12 protein-coding genes are annotated in these 19,227 nt (G+C 45.2%); 11 read left to right on the top strand and 1 reads right to left on the bottom strand.

Annotated elements, in window-relative coordinates; genetic code table 11:
* The first annotated feature begins 8 nt into the window (after positions 1–8).
* From purE to ABIN22_RS13800, 9 genes are all read left to right on the top strand, one after another.
* Positions 9–521 carry a 5-(carboxyamino)imidazole ribonucleotide mutase gene (gene purE / locus ABIN22_RS13840; protein ID WP_109730972.1) on the top strand — a complete coding sequence of 171 codons (513 nt, stop codon included), beginning with the start codon at positions 9–11 and terminating at the stop codon, positions 519–521.
* A gap of 72 nt (positions 522–593) precedes the next feature.
* Positions 594–1,619, top strand: coding sequence for a phosphoribosylformylglycinamidine cyclo-ligase (gene purM / locus ABIN22_RS13835; RefSeq protein WP_118620066.1), 1,026 nt, complete (start codon positions 594–596; stop codon positions 1,617–1,619).
* Positions 1,613–2,239, top strand: a complete 627-nt coding sequence (gene purN, locus ABIN22_RS13830) for a phosphoribosylglycinamide formyltransferase (protein WP_118620067.1) — start codon at positions 1,613–1,615, stop codon at positions 2,237–2,239. The genes purM and purN overlap by 7 nt, the downstream gene beginning before the upstream one ends.
* A 54-nt stretch (positions 2,240–2,293) precedes the next feature.
* On the top strand, positions 2,294–3,565 hold the full coding sequence (gene purD, locus ABIN22_RS13825) for a phosphoribosylamine--glycine ligase (protein WP_118620068.1): 1,272 nt from the start codon (positions 2,294–2,296) through the stop codon (positions 3,563–3,565).
* A gap of 315 nt (positions 3,566–3,880) precedes the next feature.
* Positions 3,881–5,938, top strand: a complete 2,058-nt coding sequence (locus tag ABIN22_RS13820) for a penicillin-binding transpeptidase domain-containing protein (protein ID WP_346909370.1) — start codon at positions 3,881–3,883, stop codon at positions 5,936–5,938.
* Between the two features lie 28 nt (positions 5,939–5,966).
* Positions 5,967–6,623, top strand: a complete 657-nt coding sequence (locus ABIN22_RS13815) for a Crp/Fnr family transcriptional regulator (protein WP_346909368.1) — start codon at positions 5,967–5,969, stop codon at positions 6,621–6,623.
* 236 nt (positions 6,624–6,859) lie between these two features.
* Complete coding sequence (gene trxA / locus ABIN22_RS13810) at positions 6,860–7,168, top strand: thioredoxin (RefSeq protein WP_109730977.1); 309 nt, start codon at positions 6,860–6,862, stop codon at positions 7,166–7,168.
* Positions 7,169–7,980: 812 nt separating this feature from the next.
* Complete coding sequence (locus ABIN22_RS13805) at positions 7,981–8,382, top strand: hypothetical protein (RefSeq protein ID WP_346909366.1); 402 nt, start codon at positions 7,981–7,983, stop codon at positions 8,380–8,382.
* 38 nt (positions 8,383–8,420) lie between these two features.
* The gene (locus tag ABIN22_RS13800) at positions 8,421–9,761 is read left to right on the top strand and encodes a hypothetical protein (protein ID WP_346909364.1); all 1,341 of its coding nucleotides are present in this window, start codon (positions 8,421–8,423) and stop codon (positions 9,759–9,761) included.
* A gap of 340 nt (positions 9,762–10,101) precedes the next feature.
* Here ABIN22_RS13800 and abc-f read toward each other — a convergent pair whose 3' ends face one another.
* Entirely contained in the window at positions 10,102–11,607 is a 1,506-nt protein-coding gene (gene abc-f, locus ABIN22_RS13795; protein WP_346909362.1) for a ribosomal protection-like ABC-F family protein, read from the bottom strand.
* A gap of 518 nt (positions 11,608–12,125) precedes the next feature.
* Between abc-f and addB the strand changes: the two genes are divergently transcribed.
* Both addB and addA read left to right on the top strand, forming a co-directional pair.
* Positions 12,126–15,509 (top strand): helicase-exonuclease AddAB subunit AddB, encoded by a 3,384-nt coding sequence (gene addB / locus ABIN22_RS13790; protein WP_346909360.1) that lies wholly within the window; start codon positions 12,126–12,128, stop codon positions 15,507–15,509.
* Positions 15,499–19,188, top strand: coding sequence for a helicase-exonuclease AddAB subunit AddA (addA, locus tag ABIN22_RS13785; RefSeq protein ID WP_346909358.1), 3,690 nt, complete (start codon positions 15,499–15,501; stop codon positions 19,186–19,188). Before addB ends, addA begins: the two co-directional genes overlap by 11 nt.
* Positions 19,189–19,227 lie beyond the last annotated feature (39 nt).

The raw sequence follows: 19,227 nt of genomic DNA, 5'->3' as shown, positions 1-19,227 counted from the left end.
GATAAAATATGCCAAGAGTAGGAATTGTAATGGGAAGCGACTCTGACCTGAAGGTCATGAGTAAAGCCGCAGGCATGCTGGAGAAGCTGGGGATTGATTATGAGATGACGATCATTTCCGCACACCGCGAGCCGGATGTATTCTTTGAGTGGGCCAAGGCAGCAGAAGGAAAAGGAATCAAAGTAATCATCGCAGGTGCCGGCATGGCAGCACATCTGCCGGGAATGTGCGCAGCACTGTTTCCGATGCCGGTTGTAGGTGTTCCGATGTCAGGAAAGAATCTGGCAGGAGAAGATGCACTGTTTTCAATCGTTCAGATGCCGCCGGGAATCCCTGTGGCAACAGTTGCTATTGACGGCGGAATGAATGCCGCAATTCTGGCAGCAAAGATTCTCGCAACATCAGACGCAGAGCTTCTGGAAAAACTGAAAGCATACTCTGTAGAGATGAAGGAGACGGTTCAGGGCAAAGCCGAAAAGCTGAATGAAATCGGCTACGAAGCTTATCTGGCGCAGAAATAAGAATAGATAAAATACCAAAAACCGTCGGACAGGCGGTTTTTGGCGTGTGAAAAAACAGATTGGAGAATAGGTATGGATTATAAGAACGCGGGCGTTGATATTGAAGCAGGTTACAAATCAGTAGAGCTTATGAAGAAGCATGTGCAGGAGACTATGAGGCCGGAAGTACTCACGAATCTGGGAGGATTTTCTGGGGCATTTTCTATGGAAAAGTTTAAGGATATGGAGAAACCGACCCTTGTTTCCGGTACGGATGGTGTAGGAACAAAGCTGAAACTGGCATTTATCCTGGATAAGCATGACACGATCGGGATCGACTGTGTTGCAATGTGTGTCAATGATATTGCGTGTGCAGGCGGGGAACCGCTGTTCTTCCTTGATTATATTGCATGCGGCAAGAATGAACCGGAGAAGATTGCGACAATCGTAAGCGGTGTGGCTGACGGGTGTAAACAGTCCAATGCTGCCCTGATCGGCGGAGAGACAGCAGAGATGCCCGGATTCTACCCTGTGGATGAATATGACCTTGCAGGATTTGCAGTAGGTGTAGTGGATGAAAAAGACCTGATTACAGGAAAAGACTTAAAGGCAGGGGACGTCCTGATCGGTATGGCTTCTTCCGGTGTACACAGCAATGGTTTTTCACTTGTAAGAAAAGTATTCAATATGAAGAGAGAAGCGCTTGATACATATTATGACAGTCTGGGATGCACGCTGGGCGAGGCACTTCTGGCTCCGACCAAGATTTATGTAAAGGCGCTTAGCAGCGTAAAAGCGGCAGGCGTTACGATTAAGGCATGCAGCCATATCACAGGCGGCGGATTCTATGAGAATGTGCCCCGTATGCTGAAAGATGATACACATGCTGTTATTAAGAAAGACAGTTACCCGATCCCGCCGATCTTTAAGATGTTATCCGTGGACGGGGATATCGAAGAACAGATGATGTACAACACCTTCAATATGGGACTCGGTATGATTCTTGCAGTGGATGCGGCTGACGTAGAGAAGACAATGGATGCCATCAAGGCAGCAGGGGAAGCTCCGTATGTAGTCGGACAGATCGAAGCAGGTGAAAAAGGAGTCAGCTTATGCTAAAGATAGTAGTTCTCGTTTCCGGGGGCGGCACGAATCTGCAGGCGGTCATCGACGGTGTTAAGGATGGTACAATCTCCAACACAGAGATCGCGGGGGTAATCAGCAACAATAAGAATGCTTATGCTCTGGAACGTGCGAAGGAAAACGGAATTCCGGAATTGTGTGTATCGCCGAAGGATTATGCCTCCAGAGAGCTTTTCAATGAGAAGTTTCTCGAGGCTGTAGATAGTTTTGAACCGGATCTGATCGTTTTGGCAGGTTTCCTTGTCGTGATTCCTGCTGCTATGATTGAAAAATACAGAAACCGTATGATCAATATTCACCCGTCCCTGATTCCGTCATTCTGCGGAAAGGGATATTACGGGCTGAAGGTTCACGAGGCGGCGCTTTCACGCGGTGTGAAGGTTGTCGGGGCGACGGTGCATTTTGTGGATGAGGGGACGGACACCGGACCGATTATCCTGCAGAAGGCAGTGGAAGTGGAAGCCGGGGATACCCCTGAGATCCTGCAGCGCCGGGTGATGGAACAGGCTGAGTGGAAGATCCTGCCGAGGGCAATCGACCTGATTGCAAACGGGAAAGTAACTGTCAGGGACAACAGGACGATTATCGCAGAGTAACTTATGATAACAGATGACAAGAAAAAGAAGATACAAAGTATAGAGGAGGCTGCCATGAAGGTATTGATTGTAGGAAGCGGTGGAAGAGAACATGCAATTGCAGAAAGTGCTGCAAAAAGCGACAAGGTTGAGAAGATGTATTGTGCACCGGGCAACGCAGGAATTGCAGAATATGCAGAGTGTGTGGATATCGGCGCGATGGAATTTGACAGACTGGTTGCTTTTGCAAAAGAGAAGGCGGTTGACCTCGTGATCGTCGGCATGGATGATCCGCTGGTCGGAGGGCTGGTCGATGAGATGGAGGCGGCAGGCATCCGGACATTCGGACCGCGTAAGAATGCGGCAATCCTGGAAGGGTCCAAGGCATTTTCAAAGGACCTGATGAAAAAATACAATATACCAACAGCAGCTTATGAAAACTTTACTGACCCGGACAAAGCACTTGCTTATCTGGAGAATGCAAAGTTCCCGATTGTCTTAAAGGCCGACGGGCTTGCACTCGGCAAAGGTGTGCTGATCTGCAATACGCTGGAAGAAGCAAAAGAAGGCGTGAAGACAATCATGCTGGATAAGAAGTTCGGTTCAGCGGGGAATGAAATGGTAATCGAAGAATTCATGACAGGCCGTGAAGTTTCCGTGCTTTCTTTCGTAGATGGCAAGACAATTAAGACCATGACCTCTGCGCAGGACCATAAACGTGCAGGAGACGGGGATACCGGGCTGAATACGGGAGGAATGGGAACATTTTCCCCTAGTCCGTTTTACACGAAGGAAGTGGAAGACTTCTGTAATAAATATGTATATCAGGCAACAGTCGATGCTATGGCAGCAGAGGGCAGGGAATTTAAGGGGATTATTTTCTTCGGCCTGATGCTGACAGAGGACGGGACAAAAGTGTTGGAATATAATGCACGTTTTGGGGATCCTGAGGCACAGGTTGTTCTTCCACGTATGAAAAACGACCTGATCGATGTGATTGAGGCGTGCATCGACGGGACACTGGATCAGATCGACCTGCAGTTTGAAGATAATGCCGCTGTATGCGTCGTTCTGGCTTCTGACGGTTACCCGGTTAAGTATGAAAAGGGGCTGCCGATCACGGGGCTGGATGAATTCAAGAAGCATGAAGGATATTACTGCTTCCATGCAGGAACGAAATTCGATGGAGACCAGATCGTGACAAACGGCGGACGCGTCCTCGGTGTGACCGCGAAAGGAAAAGACCTGAAAGAAGCACGCGCCAATGCATATGCTGCAACGGAGTGGGTACATTTTGATAATAAATACATGAGGCACGATATCGGAAAAGCGATCGACGAAGCGTAAGGGATTGCTAACGAAAAGCGCAGCGGCCGAAGGGGCAGCGGCGGAGTTTACTACATCATTTTGAGGATGGTGCGGTCCGCCCGGAAAGTTGTTTAAGTAACAGCGTTTCACTCTTCATCCGCTGCGATTTTTTCTTCTTTTCATAAATAATTTTGAGTATTCTGGCGCTTCTGATTGACAGACAAAGATTACAATTGTAATATTAGAAATATAGTTTGCATGGAGATGTGTTTCAAAGAAAGGCAGGGGAGCGTTTTGGCGAGCAGGAAAGATTATCTTAAAAAGAAGAACCATAAGGGGAGCAGCAGAGGAAATATGAATAGCAGGGGCCACAGGAAAAAGTGGATATTGCCGGTGGTTATCATCGTGATACTTGTGGTGGCGGCTGTGGCAGGTTTCTTTGTCTGGAAGATGTTCCAGATGAAGGCCACACCTGAGGAGACTGTGGCGGAATATTTTTCGTACCTGAATCAGGGAAAGTACGAAAAGATGTATGAGATGCTGAGTGAAGATTCGAAAAAGGAGATTTCCAAGGAAGACTTTGTGACGCGCAACCAGAATATTTATGATGGAATTGAAGCATCTGATATTCAGGTTAAAGTGAAAGGGGATGCTGAGTTAAAGGATGGGAAGAAACAGGCATATGTTTCCTATTCCACGGTCATGGAGACTTCGGCGGATGAGATTTCTTTTGACAATAAAATGAAGCTGGTCAAAGAGGATAAATATTATCGGATTGACTGGGATTCTACTTTGATCTTTCCGTCCCTTAAGAATGAGTACAAGGTACAGATTAATACAGAACCGGCGGTCCGGGGTTCCATTCTGGACAGGAACGGACAGATGCTTGCAGGGCAGGGAATTGTGTCAGAGGTCGGGATTGTGCCGGGCAAGCTGGGAGATAATAAGGATGAGTCCGTGAAAAAGATTGCAGACATTCTCGGAATAACTGCAGATGATATCAACCAGAAGCTGGGAGCTTCTTATGTGAAGGATGATTCATTCGTTCCTGTGAAGGAGATTCGGAAGGAAGACTCTGCCACGGAAGAGGCGCTTTTGAAGATTGCAGGCATCATGATTAATGATAAAGAAGAACGTGTGTATCCACTCGGGGATGCGGCTGGGCACCTGACGGGCTATGTTCAGGCCGTGACAGCAGAAGACCTGGAAGAGCTGAAAGGGAAAGGGTATCATGAGAACAGCGTGATTGGAAAAGCAGGTCTGGAGAGGGCGCTTGAGGATGACTTGAGGGCCGTTGACGGATGCACAATCGATATTGTGGATGCCGATGGTGTGAAAATAGAAACGCTGGCCCTGAAGCCTGCCGAGAACGGGAAGGATGTCAAGGTTACGATTGATTCACAGATGCAGAAGAATGCACACCAGCAGTTTGCTTCAGACCCGGGAACGGCGGTGGCCATGAATCCAAAAAACGGGGAGGTGCTCGCGCTGGTCAGCACGCCGGGATATGACCCGAATGAATTTATCATGGGCATGTCCGATAAGCGCTGGAAGGAACTTAACGATGACAAGAATAAACCTCTCACCAACCGATGGTATAATACATGGGTTCCGGGCTCAACTTTTAAGGCCGTGACTGCGGCGATCGGCGTGGACAGCGGGAAGCTTAAACCGGATGAAAATCTGGGGTATGTAGGCTTAAGCTGGCAGAAAGATGCGAGTTGGGGAGACTATTTTGTGACGACGCTGACAGATTACGGGCAGGAAGTAAATCTGGAAAATGCACTTGTTTACTCGGATAATATTTATTTTGCAAGGGCAGCTCTTATGATTGGTGAAGATACCCTGAAAGAGAAGTTCAAGGCAATGGGATTTGATGAGGATATCCCGTTTGAGATGGGGATTGTCAGTTCAAAGTATGACGATGATGACAAGATAGATTCCGAAATCCAGCTGGCTGACACAGGATACGGACAGGGGCAGCTTCTGGTAAATCCGATCCATATGGTGTCTATGTACACGATGTTTGTCAATGGCGGCAGTATGATTGAACCGACGATTTTATATGAAGATAATGCACAGCCCAAGATATGGAAGAAAAATGTTGTTTCAGCAGAGACGGCGGAACTTGTAAAAAATGACCTGATCCAGGTGATTGAGAATCCGTCAGGAACCGGTGCCAGCGCCAAGATAGACGGCGTGACGATGCTCGGAAAAACCGGGACTGCTGAGATCAAGGAAAGTCAGGATGATACCGACGGTGTGGAGCGTGGATGGTTTGTGTGTGAAACAACAGAGGATATCGCGAAACCGGTAGTCGTTGCAGGAATGGTAGAGGACGTCAAGGATAAGGGCGGAAGCGGCTATGTAACCGCTAAAGTGAGGGAGATTGTGGCAGCATATGAGCAGTAATAAAAGGATTGGTATAGGTGAGGTATAAATGAGAGAATTACTGGAACAGACTCTTCCTTTCTGGGAAGAACTTACAAAGAGTGAGCAGGACGCACTCGTTGAAAAGGTGACGGAAAGTTCTGTGAAAAAAGGGACCATGCTCCATTATGGCGGCAAGGAATGTGCCGGGGTGCAGATTATCAAAGAGGGGCAGGCGAGGGTCTTTGTTACATCTCCCGGTGGCGGTGAGATTACGCTGTTCCGCCTGCTCGATGGAGATGTCAGCATCTTAAGCGCGGCGTGCATGATGAAAGGTCTGGACATTGAACTGGATATGGAGCTGGAAGAGGATTCCGTAATCTGTACGATTCCCAAGTGCCTGTACAAGGAAATCAGCGACCAGAATGCAAAGGTTAAGGATTATACGCTGGAGATGATATCTGAAAAGTTTTCGGACATCATGTGGCTGTTTAACCAATATGTGTTTTCAAATGTCGCGTCGAGACTTGCGGATGCGATTCTGGAACACCGGGCGCTTGCCGGTTCAGATACACTGGCAATCACACATGATGCCCTTGCACGCGATCTCGGTACGGCAAGGGAGGTTGTAACAAGACTTCTGAAACAATTTCAGACGGACGGTCTCGTAAAACTGACCCGCGGGCATATTGAAGTATTGGATGCAGCAAAACTGGGCAAAGTATAAAAAGGGCTGCGGTGAGCATCCTTCGGGAGCCCGCAGTAACTAAAAGATCGTTTTGTGATTTTGTCACAGAAGAAACACGGGAATGTGATATACTATTTACACTTAGCGAGGTCTTATCGAGCTTAGTGAAAATGCATACCTGAACACTTGGTGAGGTTCTTTCGAACCTAGTGTTCATGGTATACTGTAACCATAGTCAACAAATCTTAATTCATATATCTAAGGAGGAAATAAAAATGTCAGTAGTGAAACTTACAACAGAAAATTTTGAACAGGAAGTTTTAAAGTCAGATAAGCCGGTGCTGGTTGATTTTTACGCAGACTGGTGCGGTCCATGCAAGATGATGGGACCGGTAGTCGAAGAGATTGCATCCGAAAAGTCAGATGTAAAGGTTGGCAAACTGAACATAGATGAAGAGATGGAGATCGCCCAGAAATATGGCGTTATGAGTATTCCGACCTTTATCGTGTTTAAAGACGGTAATGTATCTAAAAAGGATATGGGAGCAAAACCAAAGAGTGCGGTTCTCTCTTTATTTGAGTAAAAGTAGTAATTGTTTAGTCGGACTGTGCATATACTGCACAGTCCGTATGTGCCTGCTTATCGGTAGTGTAAATAAATTTATGTCTTTGGTAAAAAGTGGATCCTTCCCTGTAATTTCTCTGTCATCTTCCGCAGTCGAACAATTCCTCTTGTTGGCTCATCGCGTCCTTTTTCTTTTGCGTGTTTAACTTCTTTCATAATACCATTTTCCGACGTTTCATGCACGGAGGTATAAAAAACAACTGAAAATCATTGATTTTATCAGCATTGCAGCTAGTTTTATTAGCATTTTTACGTAACGAAATGTAGTTATCGCTGTTTGCTCAGTAGCAGACATTTTCAGTCGTTACATGGACGGGGGGGATGGGCTTTGTAGTTAGGAAGCATCTGTACCCATTCCTGTTCCGTTTTAGAAACAGAATTTGTTTGGTGAAATACGTCTAGTGAGGTTGCTTTTTGATCTATGGAATACATAAAATGGCTCCCTTAGCGACTTATGATAGTCTCGTTTTTGTTCGTATCCTCAGAATATACGTGAAGAAAGAGGGCTGCATATAAGGTGATAAAGTATAGATAAAAATATTATTTTGTCAAGGAAAGTTAAGAAAAGAATGTTAAAAAATAGACAGATATAGAGGACTGAATTTGTGAAAAATTAACATTGAATACATTTTTTTATGAGAGTATTATGTGGTTAATACATATGTGACAATATATGGTAACGTAATATTGTTAATTATAATGAAAAATTTGAAAATTAAAAATTGTAGAAAATCATTTTTCGAAAGAAATTGGTGAAATAAAACTGAATATTTGTCAGAACAAATTGGTATGAATTATAATCAAAATGAATATGGGAAAGCGCAATATCAATATTGGTGGTCAACATCACCAATATTGTTAGGATATTACGTAGATAGTGAGTTGAATACATACCGCTGCATAACGACAGTTGCTAATAGAAAATATAGTCTTGGAAAATTGGATGATACAACATATTCCTCATATTTGGAGAGAGATAATTTCTCCCAAAATGTCTTTTCGGATCCAAAATGCATTCATTTTGAAATCAGGGGATTCTGTGGAGGAGGATGTATTTTAGAAAAAGAATATCGTAAAAATGAGGCTTGTATTTATGAAAAAAACTCGTTTGATGATTTTATCAATCGGATTTTTAAACCTAAGTTTAAAAAATTATATGAAGGAATTATGTAGAAATGAGGAACTTTTTAAATAAACATAGTGGTACATTTTTGTTTTTTGTAGTATTAGAGCAGATAATAGTTGCTTTTTCAACTTTTTGTATGATTAAACTAGGAACAGGAATTATGGATGAACATGGTTTAATATGGTTTTGGGAGTTTGTAATATCTCTTGTTATTGTTTTTGTTCCAAGAATATTTAAGCAAAAATGTATGATAAAGGCAAAATATGCATCCTTTAAACGCTATGTTTCTTTATATGAAAAAAATTTGTATAATTACCCTTTTTTAAAGACAAATCATGAATTTTGTAAAAAGAGACAATCCTTTTTTCATAATCAAACATGGCAAGTCATTGAAGAAACATATGCTTTTGTGGGAGATTTCTCTGCTACAGTTCTAAATGTTTTATTTAATATCTTAGTAATAGGATTATCTTTAAATATCAGATTTTTTGTGGCATATATTTGTTCCGCATGTGTTATTGCGGTTGGTCTGTTTTCGACAAAAAAAATTATTGGAAAAAAAAGTAGTGTTGCACAAGTTACTCAGAGCAGTGTGCAGGGGGCAATGTTTGATGGATGGGATACTCTTTTAATCGGCAATCGTTATAACTGGTCTCAATGGATGCAGTCATTTAAAGCAAAAATGAAAGAAGCTGAACAAGCAGAAGTGAATTATAATATACTTAATAATTTTATATCCTTTCTCATTATGGCTGGAAGCATTATACCGATAATTTTTGTAACTGTAAAAATGATTTTGAATAATTTGAATAGTGTAGGGATGTTAACGGCCATACTTGTAACATTGCCAAGACAGGTTAGTAATATACAATATTTAAGCATTGTGATTGAATATCTTACAGAACTTGTTGGGATTAAGGAAAAGATAAATAATATCAATGATGCTTTGAAAAAAGTAGAGCATCCCGAAAAATATTATGGAACAATAGAATGGAATAATATTTCTTTTTCTATTTGTGGACGAGAGTATATATTTTGTAATTTGGAAGAATGCATGAACTTTTTAGTGGAATGTGTAAATAATGGTGAATCTGGAAGGGTGGTTATAAAAGGGAAAAATGGAAGTGGGAAAACTACATTACTAATGCTAATAAAAGAATATTTCGGTAATGATGCATATCTTTTTCCAAATCATACGCGACTTTACTTTGAAAAGAGCGATGTGAAAGAGTATTCTACTGGTCAGAGATTTAAAGCGAACATAGAAGAACTTATTAAGAATAATATTCAAAGTCAAGTGAAACTATTTCTTTTTGATGAATGGAACGCTAATCTGGATATACATAATCAAGCAGCAGTTTCAGAATACATAGATCAGTTAGCAGCTACATTAATGGTTGTTGAAGTGAGGAATAGAGAATTGTGATTTTAAAATGTAGCAGAAAAATTATTATACATTGCAGATTGGTGGATTATTGATATTCTTCATACTAACAATCCAACAGGGAGGCCAGACAAATGTCGACCCAGATTAAAAAGTGCGATTATCATGCCGATCGACATACGGCACGTCGGTACATGAATGAAATAGATATTTATCCAAGCTACCGAAAAAAATAACTATGACGATATTTCAAGAATTTCCTGTAATAAGGAAAGATCCATATCATAGCACCTCCCTATATAGTATAAAATACACTATTTTGGGAGATGCTGTGGGTGGCTTAAGATTATTTCACAATTTTAAAAATGATATATTCAGAATATCACATATTAGGCGTTTCATCTTTTTTAGAAGCATCAATAATTTGAGTTGCGATTTTTTGCTGGAAGGATTCATCGTGTTCCACGAACAGCATGGCAGGCTGGTATTCCGTCAAGAGCGCCTCTATCTGCATACGGGAAAAGATATCGATAAAATTCAATGGTTCATCCCATATAAACAGATGTGCAGGTTCGCACAGGCTCTTGGCCAGAAGGACTTTCTTTTTCTGGCCTTCGCTAAATTCCTCCATATTTTTTTCAAATTGAATCCTGTCAAAGTCAAGTTTTCTTAGGAGCGCTTTGAAAATAGTTTCATTCAGCCGAAATTCTTTTGCAAAATCAGTAAGTCCTCCTCTTAGCCAGGAGGTATCCTGAGAGATATAAGAGATCTTGATGCCGCTGCCGAGGCGGAAGGTGCCTGTATAGGGGATGGGATCTCCGAGTATCAGCCTGATCAGGCTTGTCTTGCCGCAGCCGTTTTTCCCACGCAGGCAGATCCGGTCCCCTTTTCTTATCGTAAGATTGATATTCAGGCAGACCGGCGTTTCACCATAGCAGATGCCAATATCTTCCATTGTAAGCAGTACATCGGTGTGGTACGAAAGCAGATTTAATTTCAAATCGTCTGTAGTTTCTATGTTTTTCAGCAGCCCTTGTTTTTCAGTGATTGCATTCTGCTGCCGCTTTTGTGTGGACTTTGAGCGCTTCATCATTTTTGCGGCCTGATGACCAATATGTCCCCTGTCCGGCCGCAGCCCGGCTACCCGCGTCCCAGTTTTGGTCTTTTCTATCTGATCGGACCATCGTTCTGTCCGGCGTGAGGCTTCCTCAAGATGGCGGATATCCTGTTTTAGCTGTGCATTTCTTTCTCTTTCCATTTGATCCGCCGCTTCTTTATTCGCATACCACGAGGAAAAATTCCCTTTCTGGATTTCAATATTCGTCTTATTGATAGAAAGAACATGGTCAATGCATTTGTCTAAAAAGGTCCGGTCGTGCGATACGAGTATAAAGCCTTTTTTGGTGTTCAGATATCCGGCCACTTTTTCTCTGGCTCTGATATCCAGATGGTTTGTCGGCTCGTCGATGAGCAGGAAAGCATTCTCCTTTAAAAAAAGTGCAGCGAGGAGCACCTTGGTCCTCTCGCCGTTGCTTAACGTCGAGAAGGGCCGGTAAAGAACTCCTGGATCAGCATCCATAAGATTCAGCTCTTTTATAATCTGCCAGCTCTCAGACGTGGGATTGATCGTCTCCACAATCTGCAGAGTCATATCGTCAGGATTTTTTACAGGATAAGGGAAATATTCAAAATCAACACTGGCGGAAATCCGTCCGCTGTAATCGTATTTTCCCAGAAGCAGATTCAGAAAAGTAGTCTTCCCGCGCCCGTTCCGGCCAATAAAGCCAAGTTTCCAGTCTGTGTCGACCTGGAAAGATACATGTTCGAAAATAGGATCATAACTGCTCTCATAAGCAAAGGTTAAATCAGATACTTGAATTCTGGACATAAACATACCTCCTTGTCGGTTCTTTGATGTGTTGCAGCAGGGACCGTCATGCCCTGCATGCATTATAAAAGCCGCAGAAAAGTCAATTCCTGCGGCTCCTGATAACACATAAAAAGAATCTGACCATGCCCGCTTCAAAAAAAGCGGTTCCCGGGCGTAATCAGTCTGGTATGCTATGAGAAGAAAAATGAATAGACTTTCCTGCGATTGCACAACAAAAAAACGGACAATGTCCTCTCGTCTGTCTGTTTTGTTATGCGTGTGTCATTAGCAAGAAAAAGTCTTCATTCTTTCATCTCCTGTCTTTATAATCTGAAAATATCGTATCAGAAAAAATCTGGGAAGTCAATACAAAATCATATACCAATGGCGGTCCAACAGGGGACGGAAGTTAAAAACAATTCATACATTTTAGAATATTCAGAAAACGGAGCGCAAAGGGGTCTGACCCCTTTGCGTGTTTGCGTTTATCTTCATACCTATGTTAGAATAATGTAGTTAGTGAAAAGGAGGATACTATGTCATTACAGTTTATTTTCGGGAATTCCGGTGCAGGGAAGTCCTATTATTTATATCAGACGGTTATTGAAGAATCTATGAAGAATCCAGACCTGAATTATCTTGTTCTTGTTCCGGAGCAGTTTACGATGCAGACGCAGAAGGATCTGTGTACGATGCATCCCCGGCATGGGATTATGAATATTGATATACTGAGCTTTGGAAGGCTGGCGCACCGTATCTTTGAGGAAACGGGAGGGGATACGAAGCGGGTGCTGGATGATGAGGGGAAGAATCTGATCCTGCGCAAGATTGCGGGGGATTATGAGGAGGACCTGAAGGTTTTGAAGGGGAATCTGAAGAAACAGGGGTATATCAGTGAGGTGAAGTCTGTTATTTCGGAGTTTACCCAGTATGGCATTGGGTTTGATGAGCTGGATGAGTTTATGGAGGAAATTGAGCCGGAGAGTTATCTTTACTATAAACTCCAGGATATCCGGAAGGTGTATGAAGGTTTTGAAGAGTATCTGGCGGATCAATATATTACAAAGGAGGAACTGCTGGATGTTTTGAGTGATGCGGTTCCGCAGTCTGCTCTTTTGAAGGATAGTGTGGTTGTGCTGGACGGGTTCACGGGATTTACCCCTGTGCAGAATAAGCTGCTCGGAGAACTGATGCGTGTCTGCAGGAAGGTTATGGTTACGGCGGTGCTGGATGGGCGGGAAGACCCATATGTGTACCAGCATCCTTACCAGCTTTTTGCGCTGAGCAAGCAGATGGTTACGAGTCTGGTGAAGATTGCCGGAGACTGCCATGTGGAGATTGAAGACGCGGTCTGTCTGTACAAGCGGCCCCTTTACCGCTTTAAAGACAACGAGGTGCTTGGATTTCTGGAGTCGGAAATCTTCCGGTATTCGAAGCGGCAGTATGAAAGGGAACAGGACGTGCTTACTGTGCATGCAGCCAGAAACCCGAAGAAAGAGGCGGAATATACGGCCTCCCGGATCCGGTATCTGGTCAGGGAGAAAGGAATGCGTTACCGGGATATCGCGGTAATCGCCAGTGACCTGAATGCCTATGCCGTTTGTCTGGAAAAGGCCTGTGACAGTTATGGGATACCTGTGTTTATGGACCACAAGAAAAGCATTCTCCTGAATGCTTTTGTAGAATATTTAAGAAGCCTGCTGGCTATGGCTGAACAGGGATTTTCTTATGAGAGTGTCTTCCGGTTTCTCCGGACACAGATGGCGGGATTTACCCACGAGGAAGTGGACCGGATGGAGAACTATGTGCTCGCTCTGGGCCTGAAAGGGTATAAGAAATGGCAGGGCGCATGGGTACGCCGGACGGCCGGGGTTGAGGAGGAAGAGCTTGCCACACTGAACCATCTGAGGGTCCGCTTTGTGGAAAATATAGATGCTTTGGTCTACGTACTAAAGCAGCGGCGAAAGACCGTGAAGGACATCACCGCCGCGATTTACACGTTTCTCGTAAAACAACAGTGCCAGATCCGGTTAAAGGAAATGGAAGACCGCTTTCAGGAGCAGGGGGAGCTTGCACTTGCCAAGGAGTATGCCCAGGTATACAGGATCGTCATCGAACTGTTCGATAAGTTTGTAGAACTTCTGGGGGATGAGCAGATTTCCTTAAAAGAGTACTGTGAACTTCTGGATGCAGGGCTGGAAGAAGCAAAAGTCGGAGTCATCCCGCCCAGTCTTGACCAGGTGGTGATCGGCGATGTGGAGAGAACACGTTTAAAGGATGTAAAAGCCTTATTTTTCGTGGGGGCCAATGACACACTCCTGCCGGGAAATCTGGGGCAGGGCGGGCTTTTGTCGGAGCGTGACAGGGAGCATTTTACGGAGAAAAAAATCGCACTCTCACCGGGATCAAAAGAAAAGACCTATATTCAAAAATTCTATTTATACATGAACCTGACCAAACCGACAGAATATCTGTCGCTCTCTTTCAGTAAAGTTTCGGCGGAAGGAAAAAGCCTCCGCCCAGCCTATCTGATTCAGGATATCAGGCGTCTGTACCCTGAACTGAAGATTGTGGATGAGGAGAAGATGGGACTTACGGATCAGGAGCTTACCCAAAAGACCGCAATGGAGTACCTGATCGATGGTCTTCGCAGCCGTGCTTTCGGACTGAGCGGGGAATGGAAGGAACTCTATTCATGGTATATTGCCAGCGAAACACAGAACCGTCTGAAAGACAGCGGCAAAGGTGCGGCAGAGATGATGCTGGAAGCCGCGTTTTTCAGGAAAGAGCCGGACAGACTGACGAAAAAAGCGGCGGAACTTCTGTACGGTGATGCATCCAGATTCAGTGTCACCAGGCTGGAGCGTTTTGCATCCTGCGCTTATGCACATTTTCTCACATACGGGCTGCGGCTTTCGGAGAGAGAACAGTACCAGTTTGAGGCAATGGATCTCGGAAACATCGCACATCAGTCGATGGAACGTTTTGCCAGGAAGGCAGATGCAGGCAGGGTCGCATGGCCGGATATGGATGAAAAGATGCGCACGCAGCTGATTGAAGAGAGTGTGGAGGAAAGTATTGTGGACTACGGAAATACGGTCCTTTTCAGCAGCGCGAGAAACGAGTATATGGTAACGAGGATTAAAAAACTGATCCACCGTTCCGTATGGGCACTGACAGAACAGCTTAAAAAAGGTGATTTTGTGCCGAGCGGTTATGAGATGAAATTTGGAAGCGGCAAGATCGACAGGATTGATACATGCGAGGACGAGAATAAAGTCTATGTGAAAGTCACGGACTACAAGACCGGCTCCAAAAGTTTTGACATCACATCCTTTTACCACGGCCTGCAGATGCAGCTCCCGGTGTACCTCAATGCGGCGATGGACATCGAGAAAAAGCGCCATCCCGGGCAGGAAATCCTGCCGGCCGGAGTTTTTTATTACCGCATGAAGGACCCCATAGTGGAGAAAGAGAAGAATGAGGTACTGTTGGAGGAAAAATTACTGAAGGAGCTGAAGCTGGACGGACTTGTCAATGCAGACGATGCCGTAATTGAACATTTGGAGAAGGGATTGAGCGGGACCTCGAATCTGATCCCAGTCGGAAAAAATAAAGACGGAAGCCTGAACCGTTATTCTAAGGTGCTTGCTCCGGCAGAGTTTTCCACGTTGTTAGAGTATACGAAACAGAAAGAGCAGGAACTAAGAACACGGATCATGAACGGAGAGGCAGGGGCACGGCCGTTTGAAATGGGAAACAGTACCGGGTGTGACTACTGCGCTTACCGCGACATCTGCGGATTTGAGCCCGGACTGGACGGATACGAGTATCAGCGGCTCGAAAAGCTGAGTAAGGAAGAGGTTGTGGAACAGATGAAACAGAAAACAGGAAAGGAGGGTCAGGAAAATGGGCGTTAAGTGGACAAGCGAACAGCAGCAGGTCATTGATTTAAGAGAACGGAATATACTTGTTTCGGCAGCAGCAGGTTCCGGAAAGACGGCCGTTCTGGTAGAAAGAATCATCCAGATGCTTACAGATGCAGAGTATCCGGTGGATGTGGACAGGCTCCTCATTGTGACCTTTACGGAGGCTGCGGCTGCTGAAATGAAGGAGAGAATCCGTGAGGCGATCGAAAAATCTCTGGAGGAACATCCTGAAAATGTACATCTCCAGCGTCAGGCAACTCTCATACACAGTGCCCAGATCACAACTATACACAGCTTCTGCCTGTCGGTAATCCGTGACCATTTCCATGTGCTGGACATTGACCCGGGATTCCGCATCGCGGAAGAAGGGGAGCTGAAGCTTCTCAAGCAGGATGTGCTGGATGAACTGCTGGAGGAGCGCTACGCAGAAGGTGAGATTCCCTTTCTGGAATTTGTCGAAAAGTTTGGGACGGGCAGGAATGACAGGAAGATTGAGGAAATTATCCTCAAACTATATGAATATTCCAGAAGTTATCCACAGCCAGACGCGTGGCTGGAAGGCTGTGCACAGGATTACAGGACCCACGGGGAAGACCTGGAAGAATCTGCGTGTATGAGGCGCGTAAAGGAACTTGTCCGCCAGAAGGCGGGGGACATGCTTTCTATATTAGAAGAAGGGCTTGTGGTGTGTGATATGCCGGATGGCCCGTATATGTACGGGGACATGCTCGAAGCTGACCGGAGTGTGATTGGCCGGATAGCAGAGGCCGGTTCCTTTGAGGAAATGTATCAGGCAGTGGGGCAGACCACCTGGAAACGGCTCTCTGTGAAGAAAGATGAGTCTGTTGATGTGGATAAAAGAGAAAAAGTCAAGGCCATGCGTGAAAAAGTCAAAAAAATGTGCAAAGACATGGCGGCTATGTACTTTTATGAAGAACCACAGGAAATCATGCAGGATATGCAGGAGGCGGCAGATTCAATGGCCGTTTTGTCAGGACTGGTACAGCAGTTCGGGGATCATTTTTCGGAGAAAAAACAGAGCAAAAATATGATCGACTTCAGTGATATGGAGCAGTTTGCACTGAGAATACTGACCATTACAAAGGACGGGGAGCTTGTCCCGTCCCCGGTAGCCCGTGAATATCAGGAACAGTTCACAGAGGTCATGATCGACGAGTATCAGGACAGCAACCTGATTCAGGAGGCAATCCTGACAAGTGTCTCTACCGTGAGCAGAGGGAAAAATAATGTGTTCATGGTCGGTGATGTGAAGCAGAGTATTTATCGGTTTCGTCTGTCAAGGCCGGAGCTGTTTATGGAGAAATACGACACCTACAGTCAAAAAGACAGCGACCGGCAGCGGATTGATCTGCACAAGAACTTCAGAAGCCGGGAGGAAGTCTTAAGCAGTGTCAACTTTATTTTTGAACATATCATGCGGAAAGAATTGGGCGGAATACTCTATGATGAGCAGGCGGCACTTTATCCGGGTGCTGCTTACGAACCCCAGACAGATGAACGGGGGAACACAATCAATCAGGCCGAACTTCTGCTGGTGGATACGTCTGCGGACCAGATACCGGATGAGGTACGTGAGAATGCAGACGACAGCATGGATATTATAGAAGGGACCGGAAAACAGATGGAGGCCCGGGCCGTGGCAAAGCGCATCAAGGAGCTGATGCAGTCCGGCCGTGTTCTCGATAAGGCAACGGGAAATTACCGCACTCCCATGTATAAAGACATCGTGATTTTGACCAGAAGCATCAAAGGCTGGGCGGATGTGTTTGCCGAAGTACTCGGGGAGGAGGGAATACCGGCCTATGCGGGGAGCAGGGAGGGGTATTTTGAAACTTATGAGGTCAGCATTCTGCTGGATTATCTCCAGATTCTGGATAACTTCCGTCAGGAACTTCCGCTGACGGCGGTGCTGACATCACCATTTGCAGGACTGGATGCACAACAGCTCGCAGATATCCGGAACACATTCCCGGAGGCCCCGTTTTATGATGCAGTCAACAGATATGCCTGTGAAGCATTGGAAAATGCAGGAGACGAAAGTGCTCACACAGAGGACGGACCAGAAATAAACTCTGAGATCAGAAAAAAACTTCAGCAGTTTTTAAAGGTGTACCGGCAGTTCCGAGATACCGTGCCATACACGGCAATCCATGAGCTTCTCTGGCATATTATTGAAGATACCGGCTATGGCATCTATATCGCGTCCATGCCAGGCGGTGCCCAGCGTATGGCAAATGTAGAGATGCTGGTAGAGAAAGCGTCGGCCTTCGAAGGTACCAGTTATAAGGGTCTTTTTAATTTTGTGCGCTATATTGAGCAGCTTCAGAAATACGACGTGGATTACGGGGAGGCGAATATAGCAGACGAGCAGTCCGACACGGTGCGAATCATGACGATCCACAAGAGTAAAGGACTGGAATTCCCGATCGTGTTCGTTGCGGGGATGGGAAAACAGTTTAACACACAGGATGTAAAAGGCAGTATTGTGATCCACCCTGAGTGGGGAGTGGGAATTGATTCCATCGATCTGGAAAAACGGACAAAGATTCCGACAATTCTGAAAAAAGTGATTCAGGAAGAGATCACAAGGGAGAATCTCGGTGAAGAACTCCGGGTGCTCTATGTTGCCCTGACAAGGGCAAAGGAAAAACTAATCATGACGGCGCAGCTTCCCCATGCCCGGGAAGTTCTGGAAAAATTAAGCGCAGACCCGCGGCAGGGAAAGCAGACGGAGGCCCTTCCGTACTACATGCTGGCCAGTGCCCGGTCTTATCTGGACTGGGTCCTTCCGCTGGTTCCATTGGTTACGGAGGAAATTCCTCTGGAAGTCCGTATAGAAGACTGCTGGAATCTGTCTGTGAATGAAACCGCGGACAGAAAAGCCGAAGAAATAGCAAAAGACGTGCTTCAGCACTGGGATACTGGGAAAGTTTATCATGAACAGCTGGGAAATCAATTGAAGGAACAATTGGGGTATATTTACCCGTATGAGCCGGAAGGAAAACTGAAGCTTAAGTTTACCGTATCTGAGTTAAAGAAACGTGCCTACCTCGAAGAAGAGCCGGCAGAGGAGTTATACAAAGAGGCTGAGGTCGTACCTCTTCTCCCTGGGTTTCTGAAAGAGGAAGCCGAACTCAGCGGTGCATCCCGGGGAAGCGCTTACCACAGGCTGCTCGAGCTTCTGGATTTCAGACAACAATATAATGAAGAAACACTGGGTCAGGAGATCGAAAGGCTGGCAAAAGAAGGCAGACTTTCCGAAGACATGGCGCAGTGTATACGCATAGCAGACATACTGGGCTTCCTGAACTGTGAAAGCGGGCAGAGAATGCATCAGGCCGCTGCCAGAAATCAGCTAAGAAAAGAGCAGCCGTTCGTGCTGGGTGTAAAAGCCGAAGAAATCTATCCCGAAGAACAAAGTGGCGAGACCATCCTTGTTCAGGGAATCATAGACGTATATTTTGAAGAAGATGGTGCCCTGACCGTGCTCGACTACAAGACCGACAAGGTGCGTACTGCGTTGGAGCTCAAAGAAAAATACCATGCCCAGCTCGACTACTACGCTCAGGCATTGGAGCAGCTTCTCGGAAAGAAAGTGAAAGAAAAAATTATCTATTCATTCACCCTGAAAAAAGAAATTCAGGTTTAAAACAGGCGGCTGAATCATTATTCTGCACACCCGCAGGGG

This window comes from Faecalicatena orotica, assembly GCF_905197545.1.
GTDB lineage: Bacteria > Bacillota > Clostridia > Lachnospirales > Lachnospiraceae > Faecalicatena_A > Faecalicatena_A orotica.
This window is presented reverse-complemented; position numbering and strand designations above follow the sequence as displayed.

Excerpts from the sequence above, each read along its gene's own strand:
- purE (WP_109730972.1), top strand. The coding sequence starts at position 9 with ATGCCAAGAGTAGGAATTGTAATGGGAAGCGACTCTGACCTGAAGGTC.
- purD (WP_118620068.1), top strand. The coding sequence starts at position 2,294 with ATGAAGGTATTGATTGTAGGAAGCGGTGGAAGAGAACATGCAATTGCA.
- ABIN22_RS13815 (WP_346909368.1), top strand. The coding sequence starts at position 5,967 with ATGAGAGAATTACTGGAACAGACTCTTCCTTTCTGGGAAGAACTTACA.
- trxA (WP_109730977.1), top strand. The coding sequence starts at position 6,860 with ATGTCAGTAGTGAAACTTACAACAGAAAATTTTGAACAGGAAGTTTTA.
- addB (WP_346909360.1), top strand. The coding sequence starts at position 12,126 with ATGTCATTACAGTTTATTTTCGGGAATTCCGGTGCAGGGAAGTCCTAT.
- addA (WP_346909358.1), top strand. The coding sequence starts at position 15,499 with ATGGGCGTTAAGTGGACAAGCGAACAGCAGCAGGTCATTGATTTAAGA.
- purN (WP_118620067.1), top strand. The coding sequence starts at position 1,613 with ATGCTAAAGATAGTAGTTCTCGTTTCCGGGGGCGGCACGAATCTGCAG.
- purM (WP_118620066.1), top strand. The coding sequence starts at position 594 with ATGGATTATAAGAACGCGGGCGTTGATATTGAAGCAGGTTACAAATCA.
- ABIN22_RS13820 (WP_346909370.1), top strand. The coding sequence starts at position 3,881 with ATGAATAGCAGGGGCCACAGGAAAAAGTGGATATTGCCGGTGGTTATC.
- abc-f (WP_346909362.1), bottom strand. The coding sequence starts at position 11,607 with ATGTCCAGAATTCAAGTATCTGATTTAACCTTTGCTTATGAGAGCAGT.